The following is a 19,960-nucleotide window of genomic DNA, read 5'->3' as shown; positions in this document are numbered from 1 at the left end:
CCTGAACGGGTCGCGTCAAGTTGAATGGTTGAAGTCGCTTGAATCGTCTGGGTACTGTGATGAGTGTCCAGTGCTGAAAAGCGCTTGCAACTGCGTACCTATTGCGGGCGTGCGCAGTGGTGAGCCGGCCGCGGCCTGCCGGTGGACGGCGCGGGGCGGTGTCATTCCCCCACGTCGGACACGGCACGGCACGTGGCGACAGTGAGGAGGAATGCGAGTGAGTCAGGCGCTGTGCCACCCCCCGTTTCCAGGAGAACAGCTCGTGGTGACCACTCTCGTGCGCAACGGTTTCCTGCAGCTCGGGCTGCGGGCCGCGCTGTCGACGGCTCCCGTGGTCAGGGACGTCAGACACTGCGGTGACTGGGGCGAGGTGGAGGAAACCTTAGGCAGTAACCAGGTCGACGTGCTGTTCCTGCATGAGAAGGACTACAGCCCGGATCGAGGCGTGCTCGTGGACGCGCGGCGGCGCCGTCCGAAGATTCTCCTGCTGCTCACCACCACCGAGGTTCCCGAAGAAATACTCGCGGCTCCCTCGGTACCCGATGGATTCCTGGTCGAGAACGAGTTGACCGCCACCGCGGTCGAGGACGCGCTCCACGGGATAGTGGCGGGCGAGGTGCCCATGCCCACCTCCGTCACCCGGGCGCTTCTGCAGCGCGTCCGGGAGCCGGAACAGCAGCGCCGGCGCCGCGTCGGCAACCTCACCGGCCGTGAGAACGAAGTGCTGCCGCTGCTCGCCGAGGGGCTGAGCAACAAACAGATAGCCAGGCGCCTCGGCATCTCGAGCCACGGCGTCAAACGCATCGTCGCCAGCCTGCTCCTCAAGCTCGGAGCGCCCAACCGCACGGCAGCAGTGGTCACCGCCATACAGAACGGCCTGATCACCTGACGGGCCGTCATGTCCCTGTCCGTCCCACCGGGCGGACAGGGACGCTTCTTTTTGTAGGACCCGACGCCGGGTCCGAAAGCCCCTGGGTCGGGCCCGTTAGGCCCTACGTCACGTGTACCGGCTTTCCCGGATATCCGGAAATCCGCATGCCGTGCGTCGCGACGCGTCGGATAACTCGCATGCACCCGATACTCGCGGTGCCCGAATGTTGTGGGAAGCCCCCACTGGGCGGCCGTTCGGTGCGCCGTATCGGGCAGCCCGAGCGGTCCGGAGGTGACCGAACGGTCAGCCCCGAAAGCGCGGGTGACGCCCGCGCGAAGCCGGAGTTACCGTGAAACAGCGCGTCCCAACTCACCTCACCGTGCTGGAAAGGACCGAGCCGTGGCCGAATTCGTCCGGCACCGTATCCCCTTCGCTGGACGACGGGCGGTCACCGCGCCGGCCACCTGCGCCCAGCGGCACATCTGGAACCTGATGCAGGAGCAACTACCCGACGCCGCCTTCTACGACGTGTGCTACTGGGTGGCCCTGCCCGGCCGCGGCACCGCACAGGACCTGCTCGACGCCTTCGCCGAGCTGCTCGGGCGCCACGAGTCGCTCCGCACCGGATTCCACCGGGACGAGGACGGTTTCCTCGTACAACAAGTGGTGGACGCCGACGAGTTCGAGGCCGAGGTGTGGGCTCTCGCGGCGCACGACGACCCGGACGGTGTGCGTCAGGCGTGGGAGCGCCGGATGCGGCACACTCCCTTCGACCCGGCACGGGCCCCGCTCATCCGGTTCATGGTGACCGTCGTCGACGGAGCTCCGGTGCTCGCCGCGTTCTGTGTGTCCCACCTCGCGGTCGACCTGACGTCGGTGCGGATGCTGGCCGACGAGATGACCCGGCTCCATGACGCGCGTGCGGCCGGCCGGCCCCTGCCGCCCGCCGTGCCCGCGCGACAGCCCGTCGAACAGGCGCGGTTGGAGTACTCACCGCGGGGCCGTGCCCTGCAAGCACGCGCGCGTGCCTACTGGTGCCGCCAGCTCGACAGCGCGCCCACGACCCTGTTCCCGGACCGGGGCGGCCCCGCGGGCCCGGTCCGCTACAGCGCCGGCATGAGCTCCCGCGCCGTGGCACTCGCGGTGCCTGTCCTGGCCCGGCGCTGGCGGGTGAGCACGTCCGTCGTGCTGCTGACCGTCGTCGCGCAACTCCTGGGCCGCCGCGCGGGGGTGTCGTCGTGCACCCTGCGCCTGCTCACGGCGAACCGGTCGGACCCTGACGTGCGCGGGACCGTCGCCAACCTGCACTCGGAGGTGCCGGTGACGATCGGCCTGGAGGGCGACCGTGACGAGGACGTCGCGCGCGGGGCTCTCGCCGCGTGTACGACCGCGTACGCGAACGGACTCTACGATCCCGACGACGTGGCGCGTCTGATCGCCTCGGCCCGTGGGCCCGGCGCACCCGTCGACCTCTCGTACTGCTTCAACGACGTACGGGAGGAACAGGCGCTGCCCGACGCGGCCGAGGACGGCGATCCCGTGTCCGACGGCGGGCTGCGGGCCGCGATGGCCGACACCGTCGTCGCTCCCGATGAGTTCGAGGAGGGCGAGACCTTCTTCATCGTGATCGACGACGAGGTCCCCGGCTGGATCCGCATGGTGCTCAACGCCGACCACCGGGCGCTCCCGCCGTCCGAGGTCCATTCGTTCCTCTACGACATCGAGCGTTTGCTGGTCGAGTACGCCGAGAGTGCCGGGGAAGAGCCAGATCCGGCCGCCGCCGTGGGCATCACCGGGGGGACCACGCCCGCCAACACGTAGGGACCGGGGCCACACAGGGCCGCATCGAAGCGCGCCGACCGTCCGGCTGCGATCCGCCGACGGCCGGCGCCTCGGCATGCCCGGACGCCGGGCGTTCGGAGTAGCCGGATGACCCTAGCCCAAAGTGGGGGTGTTCGATCACCGGGGACCCGGCAAGACTGTTCCCCAGGTCACGCAGGTCACGGAAGACGCGGAGTCCCGGCAGCGGGACGCACCCCTCCCACCACTCCGCCGCTCCCACCCCGCACCGCTCCTCCCCCTCCCTCCCCGCAGGACCGCGCTCTCTTCAGCAGTCGACAGTCGACAACCGCCCCTACGCGACCCCCTCGTGACGGGAACCCATGTCCTCATCTGTTGATCAACTCGCTTCCCCCCGTGCCGAGTTCCCCCCGGGCGCCCCCGGATCCGTACGGTACGGACCGACCCCGGTCGAGAATCCGGCACTCGGCGAGGCATTCGCCGAAGCCCCGGGATGTACGCCCGAACAGCTCGACGACGTGCTCGACGAAGCGGCCCGCGCCTTCCCCGGCTGGGCGGCGACCCCCTTGGCGGAACGCCGCGAGCGGCTCCGCTCGTGCCACCGCGCCCTGCTCGGCGCGGTGGACCCGATGGCCGAACTGCTCACCCGGGAACAGGGCAAGCCCCTGAAACACGCCAGGGCCGAAGTCGGCCTGGCCGCCGAGTGGTTCGCCCGCACCGCTGAGCTGGGGCTCGCGCCGGAGCAGCTGGTCGACGAGGCCGATGCACGGGTCGACGTGGAACGCGTGCCGTACGGCGTGGTCGCCGCGATCGCGCCGTCCAACTTCCCTGTCCTGCTGGCCGTCTGCAAGATCGCCCCGGCGCTCCTGGCCGGCAACACCGTGGTGCTCAAGCCGTCCCCGGACACGCCACTGTCCAGCCTGATGATGGGCCGGGTCCTCGGTGAAGTCCTGCCCCGGGGCACCTTCGCGGTCGTGGACGGCGACGTCGAGCTCGGCGCCCGGCTCACCGTCCACCCCGCGGTCCGGATGGTGTCCTTCACCGGGTCGGTCGGCGCGGGCCGCGCCATCGCCCGGCAGGCCGCGGCCGACCTGAAACGGGTCGTCCTCGAACTCGGCGGCAACGACCCCGCCGTCGTACTGTCCGGCACCGACGTCTCGTCCGTCGCACCGGACCTGTTCACCGCGGCCATGACCAACAGCGGCCAGTTCTGCGCCGCGGTCAAGCGGATCTACGCGCCCCGTGCCACGTACCGCCGACTCGCCGAAGCCCTGGCGGAGAAGGCGAGGACGGCGATCGTGGGCGACGGGCTCGATCCGGCCACCGAGTACGGTCCGCTCGTCAACCGCGCCCAGCTCGAGTGGGTCGCGAGCCTGGTGGACGATGCCGTGGCGGCGGGAGCCGACGTCCTGGCCGGCGGCCGGGCCCTCGACGTGCCGGGCCACTTCTATCCCCCCACCGTCGTCACCGACCTGCCGCCCGGCAGCCGCCTCGAAGAGGAGGAGCAGTTCGGCCCGGTGATCCCCGTCATCCCCTACGACGACCTGGAGCAGGTCTTCGCCCGGGTCAACGCCTCGCCCTACGGGCTCGGCTGCTCCCTGTGGGGCGACGAGGACCGGGCGCGGGAACTGGCCGGGCGGCCCGCGTGCGGAACCGTGTGGATCAACACCCACGGCGCCCTCCGGCACGACGTGCCGTTCGGCGGGCACCGGCACTCCGGGCTCGGCGTCGAGTACGGCGCATGGGGTCTGAACGAGTACACGCAGCTCAAAGTGCACCACAGCGCGCTTCGCCTTCGCCAAGCAGATCGGGAGACGTCATGAGTGACAGCACGGTGGTCCGCGTCAACGGTACGGACGGCATCGACCTGACGGGAGTCAACGTATTCGTCGGCGGCCCCATCCAGCACGCGATCCGTGACGACGGCTTCCACCAGCCGTTGCAGCATGCGATCGGCGACATCATCGAGGCCGTCACCGCCGCCCACGGCACGGTCTTCTCCGCCCACGTGGCCGAGAAGTTCGGCATCGACACGCCCCTGTTCTCGCCGGACCAGGTCAGCGTGCGCGACATCGGCTGGATGCGCCGCTGCGACGTGTTCGTACCGGTGCTCCCCGTGGACGCGGCCGGTGAACTGATGCGCACCGACGGCACCCACGTCGAACTCGGCTGGGCCTCCGCCCTGAACAAGCCCATCGTCATCGTCACCCCGATGCCCTTGGCGCCCAACGCGAGCCACCTGCTGCGCGGCCTGCCGTCCGTCGCCGACGTCACCGTCGTCGACCTGGTGGAGGCGCAGGCCGACCCCACCGATCTGCTCCGGCTGCTCGAGAAGCTGGGCCAGGAAGCAGTGATGGCGCAGTGACGGCGGCCGAGGGCGGAACGCACCGGCCCGAGGCACCCGAGACCGCCGCCACCGCGGCCCCGGTGGAGGTCCTCGGCCTGCGCCTGAAGTCCCCCGTCGTCGTGGGCTCCGGCCTGCTCACCGACCAGGAACGCAACATCCGCCGGCTCCTCGCGGGCGGCGCGGGAGCTGTGGTCACCAAGACCATCCACCCGAGCCCGGGACCTTCGGGCAACGAACGCCTGCTCCGCCTGTCCACCGGCATGCTCAACAGCACGACGTACTCACGCCGTTCGGTGGACGACTGGTGCGCGATGCTGCGCCGGTTCGCCGACGACGAACTGCCGGTGATCACGTCCGTGCACGCGGACACGCCGACCGAACTCGCCGACCTGGCCGAGCGCGTGACCGAGGCGGGCAGTACCGCACTCGAACTCGGCATCTCGTGCCTGAACGAGGAGGACGGCGCTCTGGAGGACACTCCCCAGCGCGTCGCCGCGTACACGGAGGCGGTGCGGAGCCGCACTTCGGTGCCGTTCAGCGTCAAGCTGGCGATCGGGGAGCGGGTGCGGGAGCGCATCGACGCCGCCACGGCCTCCGGCGCGGACGCGCTCACCCTGAGCGACACCATCTCCGGCCTCGCCGTCGACGCGGACACCGGTGAGGTGCGCCTGGGCGGAGCGTTCGGCTACTCGGGGCCCGGCATCAAACCGCTCGTGCTCGCCGAGATCTACGGCCTGCGCCGCGACGGCCTCACCGTGCCCGTCATGGCGAGCGGCGGAGTCAACGACGCCGCGGACGTGGCGGAGTACCTGAGCGTCGGCGCCGACGCCGTGCAGGTCTACACGGTGCTGCACCGCAACATGCACGCCACGCTCCGCACCATCCGCCAGGGCTTCGACGACTGGCTCGCCTCGCACGGCGGCACGGTCGCGGACCTGGTGGGACGCAGCATCAAGAAGGCATGAGGTGAACGTGATACGGCAACGCGCCACGGACGTACCGCGCTACGGCGACCTGACCAGCGCGGAAGTGCGGCAGGCCATGGACGGCGCCACTCTGGTGTGGCCGGTGGGCGGCCTCGAACAGCACGGCCCTCATCTCCCGCTCTCGGTCGACATGGACATCCCGGACGCCCTGGCCCGCCAGGTGGTCGCGGAGGCCGGCGGTCTGCTGCTGCCCGGCCAGCCGTTCTCGGCGAGGTCGCTGCCGCAGAGCGGCGGCGGACTGCACTTCCCGGGCACCGTGCACATCGGCGGCAGCACGTTCATCGACTACCTCACGGAGTGCCTGACGTCCCTCGCCCGCCTCGGGCCCGCCCGCCTCGTCGTCATCAACGGGCACTACGAGAACGAGGGCCTGCTCTTCGAGGCGCTCGACGACTGCGCCCAGGCCACCCTCTTCCCGGACACCGAGGTGCTCGCCTTCAGCTGGTGGAGCCTGGTCGCCGAGGAGTGGCTCGGCGAGCACATCCCGCACTTCCCGGGCTGGCACGCGGAGCACGCGGGCCTGACCGAGACGAGCCTGATGATGTACCTCCGCCCCGACACCGTCCGGGCGGCACGCCCCAGTCACGACGCGCCGCCGCCCGCGGGGGTCTACCGGCACCCCGTCGACGTGCACGAGATCTCGGACCAGGGGGTGCTGTCGTCCGCCGTCGGCGCCTCCGCGGAACTGGGGGAGCGCCTGTTCCGGCACCTGGTCGACGGCGCCGTGGACCTCCTCGGCAAACCGCCCCGGGACTCCTGAACACATCACTGAGCGAAGACCTGAAAGACCGGAAGACCTGAAAGACCGGAAGACCTGAAGTCGTGACCGCATGAACCGCACCTCCAGGGAGCTATGTCAATGCCATCGACCAGGCCGTACGAGGACTACGACGTGTGCGTCGTCGGGCAGGGCTATGTCGGCGTCACCCTCACCGCCGCGCTGCTGACCACCGGCAGAAGCGTGCTCGGCTACGAGACCAACCCGAAGGTGGCGGCCGAACTCGCCGAGGGCGTACTCGAATTGGCCGAACCCGGCGTCGAGGAGGAGATCAGGGGCGCGGCCGCGAGCGGTGCCTTCGGTGTCACCACCGACGTGCGCGGGCAGAAGCTGCCGCCCGTCGTCATCATCTGCGTCGGCACACCGATCGAGACCGGCGGCACCGCCCCCGACCTCAGCCACCTGCGGGCCGCCACCGAGGCGATCGCGGGAGGCATCGACGAGACCACCCTCGTCATCGTGCGCAGCACCGTGCCGGTCGGTACTTCACGGAGCCTCGTGCTGCCCGTCCTGAGCGAGCGGATCCCCGAGCCCCTGATCGCGTACTGCCCGGAGCGCACCATTCAGGGCCAGGCGCTGGCGGAGATCCTCTCGCTGCCGCAGATCGTCGGCGGACTCAGCGACGACGCGGGCAAGCGGGCCGCCGAGTTCTTCGGCACGCTCTCCGACCAGGTCGTACCCGTCTCCTCACTGGAGGCAGCCGAACTCGTCAAGTTGGTGTGCAACTGCCACACCGACCTGATCTACGGCTTCGGCAACGAGGTCGCGCTCATCACCGAGAAGCTGGGTCTTGACGCGCGGGAGGTCATCGACTCCGCCAACCTCGACTATCCGAGGCCCAACCTCCACAAGCCCGGCTTCGTCGGCGGCAGTTGCCTCACCAAGGACCCGTACCTGCTCGCGCACTCGGTCGCGGCGTACGACCACGTCCCGCAGGTGATCACCGCCGCCCGCACGCTCAACGAGTCCATGCCCCGCAGGGTCGGCGAACGCGTTCTGGCCGCTCTGTCGGAACAGGGCATCGACCCCGCCGACGCCAGGATCCTGATCTCCGGGTTCGCCTACAAGGGCCGACCCGAGACCGACGACCTGCGCGGAGCGCCCTACGAGCGGCTGCTGCCGTTCCTCAAGGGCCGGGTCAAGGAGATCGTCGGCCACGACTTCGTGGTGCCGACGGCCCGCATCGAGTCGCTCGGCGTCCGGCCCGTCGACCTCACCGAGGGCTTCACCGGAGCGCACGCGGCGATCCTCCTGAACGACCACGTGCGCTACGGCGACGTCGACGCCGCCGACCTGGTGGCGCGCATGGCGGACCCTGCGCTGGTCTACGACACCTGGCGGGTCCTCCCGCCCACGACGAAGGCGATGAGGCTCGGCCGTGCGTAAGAAGATCCTGATCACCGGAGGAGCGGGCTTCATCGGCCTGCACCTGGCCCGCCGTGCCGCCGCCACCTGCGACGTCACGCTGCTCGACGACTTCAGCAGGGGCCGGTCCGACGCGGAGCTCTCCGCACTCCTCGGCACCGTGGAGCTCGTCGAGCACGACCTGACCACCCCGGTGCCCGACGGGCTGCTCGGCGACGACTACGCCGAGGTGTACCACCTGGCCGCCGTCGTCGGCGTCGCCGAGTCCAACGACAACCCGCGGCGGGTGCTGCGCACCAACCTGCTCACCACCGTCCACCTCCTCGACTGGTTCTCGGGACTGACCGGCGCCACCCTCTGCTTCGCCTCCTCCAGCGAGGCCTACGCGGGCAGCGTCGAGGCCGGCATCGCGTCCGTCCCCACGGACGAGGACGTGCCGCTGATGGTCCCCGACCTGACGGTGCCCCGCTCCTCGTACGGCTTCAGCAAGATCACCGGCGAGCTGCTGTGCCGCACGTACGCCCGCACCCACGGCTTCGCCCTGCGCATGGTGCGCTTCCACAACGTCTACGGGCCGCGCATGGGGTACGACCACGTGATCCCGCAGTTCGTCGAGCGGCTCCTCGGCGGCGCCGACCCCTTCGCGATCCACGGCGCCGACCAGACACGCGCGTTCTGCTACGTCGACGACGCGGTCGACGCCATCGTCGCGCTGACCGCCCTGCCCACCAAGGAACCGCTGCTGGTCAACGTCGGCAACGACCAGGAGGAGATCCTCATCAGGGATCTGGCCCGGCACGTCTTCGACGCCCTGGACCGCCACCCGGTCCTCGACGTCCACCCGGCGCCCCCGCTGTCCCCGGCCCGCCGCCTCCCCGACATCGCCCGGCTGCGCGAACTGACCGGATACAGCCCGGCGGTACCGCTCAGCGAGGGGCTGCGCCGCACCTGCGAGTGGTACGCCCGGCACCCCAGGGCCGCCGCGGCCCGCGGAAGCGGAGCGTGAGCGACGTGCGCGTACGGTACGTCCACCGCGGCTACTTCCCGGCGCGCGCCGGAGCCGAACTGATGACGCAGTACCTCGCGGCGTCGATGAGCCGCCTCGGCTGGGAGGCCGGGGTGTACTCGAACCCCGTCGACGAGGACACCGCGGCGTTCATGCGCAGCTCCGGCGTGAGCATCCAGCCGCTGCCCGCCACGCCCGACGACACGGACCGGGCCGACCTGGTCCACGCCATCGACGCGTTCCACCCGCAGGACATCGCGGCAGGCCTCGACCTCGCCCACGCCTGGAACGTGCCGTTCGCCGTCACCCCGGCCTCCGCCCCCGACGTCTGGCCCGACCGCGAGACCGTACTGAACGGATGCAGGAACGCGGACGCCGTCTTCGCCTTGTCCGAGGCGGAGCGCGACATGCTCCGTGACGCGGGCGTCGACGGACGCAGGCTGCACATCATCGGCCAGGGACCGCATCTGCCCGGCACCCCCGACCCCGAAGGGTTCCGCCGCGCACACGGCATCGAAGGGCCGATGGTGCTCTTCCTCGGACGCAAGACGCGCTCCAAGGGCTACGTCACGCTCCTGGAGGCCACCGAGCACATCTGGCGGGACCACCCCGACACGTCCTTCGTGTTCCTGGGCCCGCGCTGGGACGACGACTGCGCCGAACACTTCGCCCGGTACGCGGGACCCCGCGTCATCGAGCTCGGCATGGTCGACGAGGACGTCAAGCACAGCGCCCTCGCCGCCTGCGAGCTGCTGTGCGTGCCCTCCACCGTCGACCTCTTCCCGCTCGTGTACGTGGAGGCGTGGGCCTGCGGCAAACCCGTCGTCGCGTCCACGTTCCTCGGCAGCGGGGAGATCATCGCCCACGGACGGGACGGCCTGCTCGTCCGCCCCACCCCGCAAACCGTCGCCGACGCGGTCAACCGGCTCCTCGCCGACCCGTCCGAACGCCGCGCCATGGGAGAGCACGGCCGCGACAAGGTGCGCCGTGAACTCGGCTGGGACGCGGTCGCCGACCGGGTCCACACCGTCTACCGCACGCTGACCGCCGCCCGGAAGCAAACGGAGAAGGCCCGATGAGAGCAGTGGTACTGGCCGGAGGTGTGGGCCGGCGGTTACGGCCGCACACCCTGACCATCCCCAAACCCCTCGTACCCATCGACGGCACACCGATCCTGCACATCATCCTGGCGCAGCTGCGGAGTGCCGGTTTCACCCACGTGTCGCTCTCGCTCGGCCACCAGGCCCACATGATCGAGGCGAGCTTCGGCGGGAACCGCTGGGCCGGCCTCGAACTGGACTTCTTCCTGGAGGAGGAGCCACTGGGCACGGCGGGCCCGCTCGCGCTGCTGCCGCCTTTCGAGGACTCCACGCTCGTGATGAACGCGGACCTGCTCACCGACATCGACTTCGCCGACCTGATGGCACGCCACAAGAAGTCCCGGGCAGCCGCCACCGTCGCGCTCACCCGTCAGTACATCGACATCGCGCACGGCGTGGTGGAACTCGACGACGACCGCCGGGTGACCGACTTCCAGGAGAAGCCGCGCCTGAGCTTCCTGGTCAACGGGGGCATCTACGTACTCGAACCGTCCCTGCTGCGGCTGCTCACGCCCCGCGTCCGGGACGACATGCCCGCCCTCCTCGACCGCGCGCGGGCCGAGGGCGAGCGTGTCGAGGGCCATGTCATCGAAGGGGACTGGCACGACATCGGCACGCCCGAGCAGCTGAACCGGGCCGCCGCGGCCTTGCGCAACGACCGCGCCCGCTACCTGGGCCGCGGCGCCGCGGCGGTCCTCGGCGCGGGCACCGGCGCCTTCGAGGAGGTGGTGTCCGGATGACGGCGTTCGACATCACGCTGTACCGCCCGCAGATCGGGCAGGCCGAGATCGAGGCGGTCACCCAGGTCCTGCGCTCCGGATGGCTGTCGTCCGGGCCGGTCACCGAGGACTTCGAGGGCAGGTTCGCGGCCGCGCTCGGCGTCGGGTCCGCGGTCGCCGTCAGCAGCGGCACCGCCGCCCTGCACCTGGCCGTCCTTGGCCTGGACCTCGGTCCGGGCGACGAGGTCGTCCTGCCCTCGCTGAACTTCGTGTCGGCCGCCGCGACCGTCGCCCTGTCCGGCGCCACCCCGGTCTTCGCCGACGTCAAGGGCCCGCACGACCTGTCCATCGACCCCGAGGACGCCGCCCGCAGGATCACCCCGCGCACCCGCGCGATCGTCACCATGCACTACGGCGGCCAACCCGCCGACCTGACCGCCCTCGCCCGCCTGGCCCGCACGCACGGCCTCGCCCTCATCGAGGACTGCGCCCACGCCCCCGTCACGGACTCGGCCCACGGCATGCTCGGCACGGTCGGCGACATCGGCTGCTTCAGCTTCTTCGCCACGAAGAACCTGGCCATGGGGGAGGGCGGCATGGTCGTCGCCCGCGACCCCGCCGTCGCCGACCGCATCCGGCGGCTGCGCTCGCACGCCCTGACCGTCAGCGCCCAGCAGCGCCACCACGGCGGGTCGTCCCTGTACGACGTCGACACCCTGGGCCTCAACTACCGTCCAACGGAGATCGGTTGCGCCATCGGCCGCGTACAACTCGAAGCGCTGCCCGCGGGGCAGGTCCGCCGACAGGAAGCGGTCGCGCTGTACCGCGAGCAGCTGGCGTCGCTGCCCGGCATCACGGTGCCCTACGCCGACCGGCCGGTGGAGGAGAGCGCCCACCACCTGTTCGTGGTGGTGCTGCCGGCGGGCACCGACCGCGACGCGCTCCAGGACCGGCTGCGCGCCGCCCGGATCCAGAGCGGCGTGCACTATCCGCCCACCCACCTGTTCTCCGCCTACCAGCGGCGCAGCAGGGGAGGACCGTGCCGGCTCCCCGTCACCGAGGACGTGATGGCACGTCAGCTCTCCCTGCCGCTGCACCCCGGCATCGGCAAGGACGAGGTGCGGCAGGTCGTCGAGGCGGTGAGCGCCGCATGGCCGGAGACATCGTGAACGGCGGGCGCGTCACGTTCACCGACGGGGCCCTCCACCGCGACGGGCACCCGTTCGTCAGCGTCGGCGTCAACTACCATCCCTCGCCGACGGGGTGCGACTACTGGCGTGAGTGGGACGGCGACCGCATCGACGACGACTTCCGGCGAATGGCCGCGGAGGGCCTGAACACCGTCCGCTTCTTCGTCTTCTGGGCCGACTTCGAACCCAAGGAAGGCGTCTACGACTCCGCGACGACGGACCGGCTGCGGGATCTGGTCCGCACCGCCGGGCGGCACGGCCTCCTGTGCCTCCCCTCGCTCCTGACGATCTGGATGAACGGCCAGCGGTTCGACCTGCCGTGGCGCGACGGCCGTGACCTGTGGCGCGACGCGGACCTGCGTGAGCGGCAGCGCGCCTTCGTCCACCACATCGCCGCCGAGCTGCGGGACGAGCCGAACATCCTCGCCTACGACCTGGGCGACGAGGTGATCCACGTCGACTCCAGGTCGTCCGCCGCCCTCGGCCCCGAGGAGGTGCGCGCGTGGTGGGGGATGCTGGCGTCGGCGATCCGCGACGCCGACCCGGACGCCCTGGTGCTCCAGGCCAACGAGCCCTCCGCGGTCCTCGGCGGCCACGCCTTCCGCCCGGAGCACGCGGAGAGCCTCGACATGGTGGGGCTGCACGGCTTCCCGGTGTGGACGCCGTTCCACATCGAGTCCGTCGCGGCCCGCAAGGCCACCGCCTTCCTGCCCTACCTGGTGCGGCGCGGCAGCGCCCACCGGCCCGTGTACGTCGACGAGCTGGGCAGCTACGGCTGCGACGACACCACGGCCGCGCAGTACCTGCGGGCGGCGACCCACTCCGCGTTCGCGGCAGGCGCGGTCGGCACGGCCGTCTGGTGCTGGCAGGACTTCACCACCGAACGCAAGCCGTACGCGCTGCGGCCCAACGAACGGCGCGTGGGTCTCCTCGACGCGGACGGCGGCGAGAAGCCCGCCCTCGCCGAATACCAAGCGTTCGCCCGGCGCGTGAGCGGTGAACTCGCCGGGTTCAGGCCGCTGCCCGCCCCGGTGGGCGTCTTCGTCCCCGACTCCGACGAGCAGGAGGAAGCCGGATACCTGACGCCCTCGGGCAGCGACGCCCCCGCCGCCTTCTACGCCCACCTGCTCCTCCAACAGGCGCACCTGCCCTACGAGTTCACGGGCCGCGACACGGAGCTGGCGCGGCACGCGCTGGTGATCGTCCCCTCCGCGCGCCGGCTGTCGCTGCCCGACCGCCGCCGCCTGGCCCGGTACGTCACCTCCGGGGGAGTGCTGCTGTACTCCACCGGCAGCCTGTTGGACGCCGCCGGCGACGAGGAACTGTTCGGCGTCCGCGTACGGGACTTCACGCGGGCCGACGACACCCACGCCGAGTTCACCTGGGCGGGCGTGCGCTTCCCGCTGCACTGGGACGCGGAACCGATCCCGGTGATCGACACGGCGGGCGCCGAGACCTTGGCCGCGTTCGCCGACGGCTCGCCCGCCCTGACCCGCCACCGACTCGGCGACGGCAGCGTCCACTACCTCAACGCCCCCCTCGAAGCACAGCTCAACGCCCCCTACCGGCTGCGGGAAGCCGACTGGCACCGGCTGTACGAGGCGGTCGCCGAGGACGCGGGTGTCCGCGCGCCGCTGACCGCGGACAACCCGTCGGTGGAGACCACCGTCCTCGGACGCGGCGACGAACGCTGCGGCGTGGTCATCAACCACGCGCCCGAACCGGTGGACACGGTCCTGCGGCGCCCCGCGGCGGACGGCACCCCGGAGAGCGAGAAGCTGCTGCGCCTCGAACCCAAGGGCGTACGCCTGCTGTTCTGGCACGGCGACGACCCGGCGCTGTCCGAGGGGCGGCAGCCGTGATCATCGACGCGCACGTACACGCGGGGGAGTACTACCGCCACTACTCGGCCCGCTTCGCCGAGCAGATGACGGCCACCACCGACCTGGCGCCCGAGGACCTCACCGCGCCGGAGGACAAGCTGCTCGCCGAGATGGACGCCGCGGGCGTCGACCGCGTCTTCCTGCTCGCCTTCGACGTGCGGCGCGTCGAAGGGTTCTCGGTGCCCAACGAGTTCGTCGCCGATCTGTGCGCCCGCCACCCCGACCGCCTGACCGGCTTCGCCTCCGTCGACGCGGGCACCCCCGGCGCCGCCGAGCGCCTGCGCGAGGCCGTCACCGGCCTCGGCCTGCGCGGACTCAAGACGGCCCCCTGCTACCTGCGCATGTCACCCGCCGACCGCCGGTGGTACGACGTGTACGAGACCGCGGCCGACCTGGACATCCCGGTCCTGATCCACACCGGCTACACGCCCTCCCGCCAAGCGGACCCCCGGTTCTTCTCCCCGCTCCTCGTCGAACAGGTGGCCAAGGACTTCCCCGGCCTGAAAGTGATCCTCGCCCACCTCGGCACCCCCTGGACCGGCCCCTGCGTCGAACTCCTCGCCCGGCACGCCAACCTGTACGCGGACCTGTCCATCTTCGGCTCCTACCAGCCGCCCGCCATCGTCGCCAAGGCCCTCGCCCACGCCCGCGGCAGCGGCGTCCTCGACCGGCTCCTGTGGGGCACCGACTTCCCCTTCGCGTCCATGACCGGCTCCGTGGCCCGCACGGCGGAACTGGCCCGGGACCCCGGGCCGTGGCCGGCCGGCAGCGACCCGCTCTCGCCGCGCGAGTACGAGGCCCTCATGGGAGGCACGGCGGCGCGACTGCTCGCCTCCACCGCACCCCACGCCGCGCCGGCCCCCCGCCCGACCCGCCCGAATCGACGTTTCGAGGTGTCATGACCTTCGTCCACGGATACGAGTTCGACGCGATGTCGCGCCGCCCCCTCTACGGCGACGTCACCCAGCGCCTGGTCGACATCTGCGAAGCCCCGGCAGGCGGCGTCGTCGCCGACGTCGGCTGCGGCTCGGGCCTCGCCACCGAACTGCTCCTGGAGCGCTCCGCACACGTCGGAGCCATCATCGGCATCGACCCCTCCGAGCACGAACTGGCCATCGCGCGACGCCGGTTGAGCGACCCCAAGGTGAGCTTCGTGCAGGGCCGCGCGCAGGACGTCGAGTCCCTGACAGGACCCGTGGACGTCGCCGTCCTGAGCAACGTGATGCACCAGATCCCGGCCGCCGAACGCGGCGCCGTGCTCGCGGGCTGCCACCGCCTGCTCGCACCGGGCGGACGCTGCGCCCTGAACACCCTCTTCTACGAAGGGGCCGTACTCCCCGAGACCCGGCCCTTCTACACCCACTGGCTGCGCGCCACCCGCGCCGTCCTGCGCGACCGCGGCACGGACCTCGTACTCGCACGAGAGAAGCCCGTGGCGATGCAGACGCTCACCCCGCCACAGCACGAAGACCTCCTCGCCGACGCGGGGTTCTCCCAGACCAAGTCCGAGGAGGCCGAGTACACCTGGACGCTCCAGGACTGGGAGGCCCTCTGCGCTTACTCGGTGTTCGTGGAGGGCGCCACCGGCATCAGCGACCTCGCCCTCGGCTCCGAAGCGCTGATCCGGGGCGTGCGTACCACCTTCGAGCAACTGGAGCTGAACGGCGTGCCCCGGCGCTGGCTCTTCACGTGGGGCGTCAAGTGAACCCAGCCGCAGGTGAGGACGCTCCGCTTTCCTACGCCCAGCAGGGCATGTGGTTCCTGGAACGCCGCGCCGGACACACCCGCTACATCGACGCCGTCACCTTCCGCCTCGTCGGCGAGCTGGACGCGGCGGCCCTGCGGGCGGCCATCGAGGAAGTCGTCGGCCGGCACGAGGCGCTGCGCACCCGCTTCCCCGTCGTGGCGGGTGTCCCCGTCCAGCGCGTGTCCCCGCGCGCCGAGGTGCCGCTGCCCCTGACGGATCTCACGGCGCTCCCCGAGGCGGAACGCGAACAGGTCGCCGCGCAGTTCCTCGCCGAGGACCTGCGGCGCCCGTTCGACCTGGTCCGCGGGCCCGTGGTGCGGGCGGCGCTGATCGGGCTCGGGCCGCGCGAGCACATCGTGCGCGTCTCCTCGCACCACCTGGTCTCCGACGCCTGGTCGTGGTGGGTGGTGATCCTGCGGGAACTGGAGCAGCTCTACACCGCACACCTCCACGGGCACAGCTCACCCCTGCCGCCCGTGCCCACCCAGTACGGGGACTTCGCGCGCAGGCAGAGGGACTGGCTCGGCGGACCGGCCGGCGCGAAACAACTCGCCCACTGGAAAGAGGTCCTCGCGGGCGCGTCCGGGCTGCCCCCGCTCGCCGTGGCATCTCCCGAGCCACCGTCCGCCGCGCCGCCGGAGCCCGAACAACCCCCGCGCACCCAGTGGATGGCCGTTCCCCAGCCCCTGTACGAACGGTTGCAGGCGGCCGCACGGCGCGAGCACGTCTCCCTCTTCATGCTGCTGCTCGCCGCCTCCAAACGCATGCTGCGCCGCCATGTCGACACCGACGACATCCTCGTCGGCACGCGCGGTGGTTTCCGCACCCGGGCCGAGTTCGAGAAGGCCGTCGGCCTCTTCGTGAACCTCCTGCCGGTACGGACCCAAGTGCCCGCGGACGCGGACTTCCGCGACCTGCTGCACCGGGTCCGCCGGAACCTCATCGGCGCTTACACCCACCGTGACATGCCGTTCGAGCGGCTGGCCCACGCCCTCGGACTGTGGCGACCCGGATTCCGGCCGGTGATCAGCGTCTGCGTCTCCTTCCAGACCACGCCGGAGGTCCCGCCCGCCCTCGAAGGCCTCGACACGACACTCATCAACCACGACCCCTTCTCGGCGTACCCCCTGGACCTCGGGTTCTACGAGGCCGCGGGCGCGCTGCGCGTCCTGCTGGTCCACGACCCCGGCCTGTACGACGACAAGGCCGCCGCACGCCTGCTCGACGACCTGCACGAGGAGCTCGAGACCGGCTGCCGTGAACTGGAGGACGCATGAGAGCGCTGCGATGGCACGGCACACGCCGGGCGGAGGTCGCGGACGACGTCGCCATGCCCCGTATCGAGGAACCCCGGGACGCCGTCGTCCGGGTCGTGCGCAGCGCGATCTGCGGCACCGACCTCCACCCGTACCGCGGTGAGATCGACGGGTTCCCGGCGGGAACGGTCACCGGCCACGAGTTCACCGGCGTGATCGAGGAAGTCGGCTCCGAGGTACGCGGCCTCCGCGCCGGTGACCGGGTCGTCGCCTCGGACATCATCGCGTGCGGGCACTGCCGTTCCTGCCGCCGCGGCTGGCACTACCAGTGCGACCGGGTCGGCCTGTTCGGCTACGCGACCGTGGTGGGCAAGCAGGCCTACGCGGGCGGACACGCCGAGTTCGTGCGGGTGCCGTTCGCCGACACCGTGCTGTTCCCGATCCCCGACGACGTCGGCGACGAGCGTGCGCTCTTCGTCGGCGACGTCCTCGCCACCGGATACGCGTGCGCCGTGGGCGCCGGGGTGCGTCCCGGGGACACGGTGGCGGTGGTCGGCTGCGGCCCCGTGGGCCTGCTCGCCCTGGAGGCGGCCTGGCTCCTCGGCGCCGCCCGGGTGCTCGCCGTCGACCCGCTGGAGAGCCGCCGGAAACTCGCCGCCGAGCGCGGCGCGTGCCCGGTGCCGGCCACGCCCGACGTCGAACAGCAGGTCGCCGACCTCACCGAGGGGCGCGGCGCCGACGCCGTCCTGGAGGCCGTGGGCACCGACGCCTCGCTGCTGACCGCACTGAACGTCGTACGACCGCGCGGTGTGGTCTGCGCCGTGGGCGCCCACGCCTCCGAGACCATGCCCATGCCGACACGGCTCGCGTTCGCCAAAGAGGTCACGCTGCGCTTCGCGGTCGGCGACCCCGTCGGCGACTTCGAGCCGCTGATGAACCTGGTGCGCGGGGGCCGTGTCGACCCCACCTACCTCATCTCGCACCGGATGCCGCTGTCGGAGGCCGCGGAGGGATTCCGGCTCTTCGACTCCGGCGAGGCCAGCAAGGTGGTGCTCATCCCATGAGGGCGGCACCGCTCCGGACCACCACAGCAACCGCACATCAGCCGCACATCAAGACACCTGGAGGAACAGTGACGGACAACCTGGCCGCCCCACTCCCGTCCACGTCGGGCGACGCGGAAGCGGCGGCGGAAGTGGTGCGCGGGATATGGGCGCAGGTGCTGGAGGTGAGCCCCGACTCCGTCGACGTCCACCACAGCGACTTCTTCGAGATGGGCGGCTACTCGCTGCTCGCCCTGCAAGCCATCGGCAGGATCCTGGCGGAGTACGGGATCGACGAGGTGGAAGCGGTCGAGTGGGAGGGCGAACTCCTCAACCGCCTCTTCGAGAACGCCACACCGATGACCCAGGCCGAATTCCTCGCGGAGAAGGGCTGCGGCACACCGAGCGCGGCGAACACCGCACACATGTGAGCCGGAAGAAGGGCGTCGGGCCGAGGCGATCGCCTCGGCCCGACGCCCTTCGCGTGCACGGGCTGCACGTCAGGCCGGGGGAGTCAGCCGACCGCGGCCGCCCTCTTGAGACCGGGCTTGGTCGCGGCGACGGCGGCGTTGACCGCCTGATGCGCCTCCGTGGCGATGCGCTCACCGTCCTCCGCGCTCTTCGCGCACACGACGATGCCCAGCGAGGGCCGGTGCCCGGTGAGCCCACGGGCGGTCGACGGAAAGGCCCGGACGCCGCGCGCCCACAACTCGTCGAAGACGGGACGGATGTGCTCCGTGTACGACGCCGAGCCCGTGAGCCGCAGCGGCAGCGCGTCGTTGACGTACGCGACCGGCAGGTCGTCGGCCCACCGCTCCGCGAGAGCCACGGCATGCATGGCGCCCGAGCGCCGGGCGTTGATCTCGGTGACGTAGAGCGCGTCGTCGAGGCCGTGGAGGCAGTCGATCGTCATCCAGCCCCGGTAGCCGAGGGATTGCGCGAACGTGTGGACGGCCGTGCCGAGCGCGGCGAGCCGTGCCTCGAGGCCCGCGTCGAGGACCCCGGGGCCGAGCGCGAGACTGCGGTACCGCAGCCCGTCGACTCCGAGCATGCTGTACTCCATCCGCGGCACCGCGCCCTCGTCGACGAGGACGTCCACGGCGGGGCAGCCGGTGCCGTGCGCGATGTAGTCCTGCACGGTGAGCGGGAACGTGCCGAAGAACGGCTCGCGGCGCAGCGTCTGCCAGAAGCGCCGTACGGTGCCGTCGGCGTCGCCCTGTGCGACGGCGGAGCCGTAACCCCCCACCCCGTACATGCTCTTGACCACGGCACGGCCGCCGCTGCCCACGATCGCCGTGACCGCGCCCTTGAGCTGTTCCCAGCTGGTGACGGAGATGCCGCGCGGCACCCGGAACCCGGGAACGTGCGACGCGAGGTCGACGCAGCACAGCTTGGATTCCAGGTACTCGCACGACCAGTAGTGCTCCGGTCCCGCGACATCGAGCCGCACCTCCCGCCCCTGGCTGCGGAGCACCGAGGCCAGGGAGTACAGGTCGGGCGACGCGCCGAAGGACAGCAGCCGCACCTCCCGTACCCCGCTGGTCGCGGCGGCCAGGGCGGTCAGCGCGCGGTCGTCGTTGAGCAGGTCGTGGACCAGGCGGCCGGTGCGCGTCAGCGGGGACACGACGGGAGGCACGGAGCTGCCGAGACCGGCGTGCACATGCGTCAGCCACTCCTCGGAGTAGCCGGCCGGAAGCACGAGCACGCGGTCGCCGGCGCTCCAGAAGACACACTGATCGGTGAATCCCGTGCCGTGTTCGACGAGGTCGTGCTCCACACCCGGGTCGAAATCCAGCAGTTCGCGTTTCAGGTTGAACTCGACGACGTTCGGGACCACCAGATCAATGGTGTCGGGCATGCTCTCCTGCC

At 71.3% G+C, this 19,960-nt stretch carries 18 protein-coding genes; 17 read left to right on the top strand and 1 reads right to left on the bottom strand.

Going from position 1 to position 19,960, the window contains the following annotated elements:
• The first annotated feature begins 262 nt into the window (after window positions 1-262).
• The 17 genes from NOO62_RS03980 to NOO62_RS03900 all read left to right on the top strand — a co-directional run bounded on the left by NOO62_RS03980 (window position 263) and on the right by NOO62_RS03900 (window position 18,522).
• Window positions 263-889: a response regulator transcription factor gene (locus NOO62_RS03980; protein WP_268769496.1), complete on the top strand. Its 627-nt coding sequence runs from the start codon at window positions 263-265 to the stop codon at window positions 887-889.
• A gap of 381 nt (window positions 890-1,270) precedes the next feature.
• Window positions 1,271-2,692: a condensation domain-containing protein gene (locus tag NOO62_RS03975; RefSeq protein ID WP_268769495.1), complete on the top strand. Its 1,422-nt coding sequence runs from the start codon at window positions 1,271-1,273 to the stop codon at window positions 2,690-2,692.
• Window positions 2,693-3,033: 341 nt separating this feature from the next.
• On the top strand, window positions 3,034-4,494 hold the full coding sequence (locus tag NOO62_RS03970) for an aldehyde dehydrogenase family protein (protein ID WP_268769494.1): 1,461 nt from the start codon (window positions 3,034-3,036) through the stop codon (window positions 4,492-4,494).
• Entirely contained in the window at window positions 4,491-5,036 is a 546-nt protein-coding gene (locus tag NOO62_RS03965) for a nucleoside 2-deoxyribosyltransferase (RefSeq protein ID WP_268769493.1), read from the top strand. Before NOO62_RS03970 ends, NOO62_RS03965 begins: the two co-directional genes overlap by 4 nt.
• Complete coding sequence (locus NOO62_RS03960; protein ID WP_268769492.1) at window positions 5,033-5,983, top strand: tRNA-dihydrouridine synthase; 951 nt, start codon at window positions 5,033-5,035, stop codon at window positions 5,981-5,983. Before NOO62_RS03965 ends, NOO62_RS03960 begins: the two co-directional genes overlap by 4 nt.
• A gap of 1 nt (window position 5,984) precedes the next feature.
• Window positions 5,985-6,764, top strand: coding sequence for a creatininase family protein (locus NOO62_RS03955; RefSeq protein ID WP_268769491.1), 780 nt, complete (start codon window positions 5,985-5,987; stop codon window positions 6,762-6,764).
• A gap of 99 nt (window positions 6,765-6,863) precedes the next feature.
• Window positions 6,864-8,168, top strand: a complete 1,305-nt coding sequence (locus tag NOO62_RS03950; protein ID WP_268769490.1) for a nucleotide sugar dehydrogenase — start codon at window positions 6,864-6,866, stop codon at window positions 8,166-8,168.
• On the top strand, window positions 8,161-9,153 hold the full coding sequence (locus tag NOO62_RS03945; protein ID WP_268769489.1) for an NAD-dependent epimerase/dehydratase family protein: 993 nt from the start codon (window positions 8,161-8,163) through the stop codon (window positions 9,151-9,153). The genes NOO62_RS03950 and NOO62_RS03945 overlap by 8 nt, the downstream gene beginning before the upstream one ends.
• On the top strand, window positions 9,150-10,232 hold the full coding sequence (locus NOO62_RS03940; protein ID WP_268769488.1) for a glycosyltransferase family 4 protein: 1,083 nt from the start codon (window positions 9,150-9,152) through the stop codon (window positions 10,230-10,232). Before NOO62_RS03945 ends, NOO62_RS03940 begins: the two co-directional genes overlap by 4 nt.
• On the top strand, window positions 10,229-10,993 hold the full coding sequence (locus NOO62_RS03935) for a sugar phosphate nucleotidyltransferase (RefSeq protein WP_268769487.1): 765 nt from the start codon (window positions 10,229-10,231) through the stop codon (window positions 10,991-10,993). The genes NOO62_RS03940 and NOO62_RS03935 overlap by 4 nt, the downstream gene beginning before the upstream one ends.
• Window positions 10,990-12,141 (top strand): DegT/DnrJ/EryC1/StrS family aminotransferase, encoded by a 1,152-nt coding sequence (locus NOO62_RS03930; protein WP_268769486.1) that lies wholly within the window; start codon window positions 10,990-10,992, stop codon window positions 12,139-12,141. Before NOO62_RS03935 ends, NOO62_RS03930 begins: the two co-directional genes overlap by 4 nt.
• The gene (locus NOO62_RS03925) at window positions 12,123-14,024 is read left to right on the top strand and encodes a beta-galactosidase trimerization domain-containing protein (RefSeq protein WP_268769485.1); all 1,902 of its coding nucleotides are present in this window, start codon (window positions 12,123-12,125) and stop codon (window positions 14,022-14,024) included. The genes NOO62_RS03930 and NOO62_RS03925 overlap by 19 nt, the downstream gene beginning before the upstream one ends.
• Entirely contained in the window at window positions 14,021-14,947 is a 927-nt protein-coding gene (locus NOO62_RS03920) for an amidohydrolase family protein (RefSeq protein ID WP_268769484.1), read from the top strand. Before NOO62_RS03925 ends, NOO62_RS03920 begins: the two co-directional genes overlap by 4 nt.
• Window positions 14,944-15,750 carry a class I SAM-dependent methyltransferase gene (locus tag NOO62_RS03915; RefSeq protein WP_268769483.1) on the top strand — a complete coding sequence of 269 codons (807 nt, stop codon included), beginning with the start codon at window positions 14,944-14,946 and terminating at the stop codon, window positions 15,748-15,750. Before NOO62_RS03920 ends, NOO62_RS03915 begins: the two co-directional genes overlap by 4 nt.
• Window positions 15,747-17,069, top strand: coding sequence for a condensation domain-containing protein (locus tag NOO62_RS03910; RefSeq protein WP_268769482.1), 1,323 nt, complete (start codon window positions 15,747-15,749; stop codon window positions 17,067-17,069). Before NOO62_RS03915 ends, NOO62_RS03910 begins: the two co-directional genes overlap by 4 nt.
• Entirely contained in the window at window positions 17,066-18,112 is a 1,047-nt protein-coding gene (locus NOO62_RS03905; protein WP_268769481.1) for an alcohol dehydrogenase family protein, read from the top strand. The genes NOO62_RS03910 and NOO62_RS03905 overlap by 4 nt, the downstream gene beginning before the upstream one ends.
• Before the next feature lie 68 nt (window positions 18,113-18,180).
• Complete coding sequence (locus NOO62_RS03900; protein ID WP_268769480.1) at window positions 18,181-18,522, top strand: acyl carrier protein; 342 nt, start codon at window positions 18,181-18,183, stop codon at window positions 18,520-18,522.
• A gap of 83 nt (window positions 18,523-18,605) precedes the next feature.
• Here the strand turns inward: NOO62_RS03900 and NOO62_RS03895 are convergent, their stop codons facing one another.
• A complete protein-coding gene (locus tag NOO62_RS03895) occupies window positions 18,606-19,949 on the bottom strand; it encodes a hypothetical protein (RefSeq protein WP_268769479.1) in 1,344 nt (447 codons plus the stop codon).
• Between the last annotated feature and the right edge of the window lie 11 nt (window positions 19,950-19,960).

Source organism: Streptomyces sp. Je 1-369 (assembly GCF_026810505.1).
Taxonomy (GTDB): Bacteria; Actinomycetota; Actinomycetes; order Streptomycetales; family Streptomycetaceae; genus Streptomyces.
This window is presented reverse-complemented; position numbering and strand designations above follow the sequence as displayed.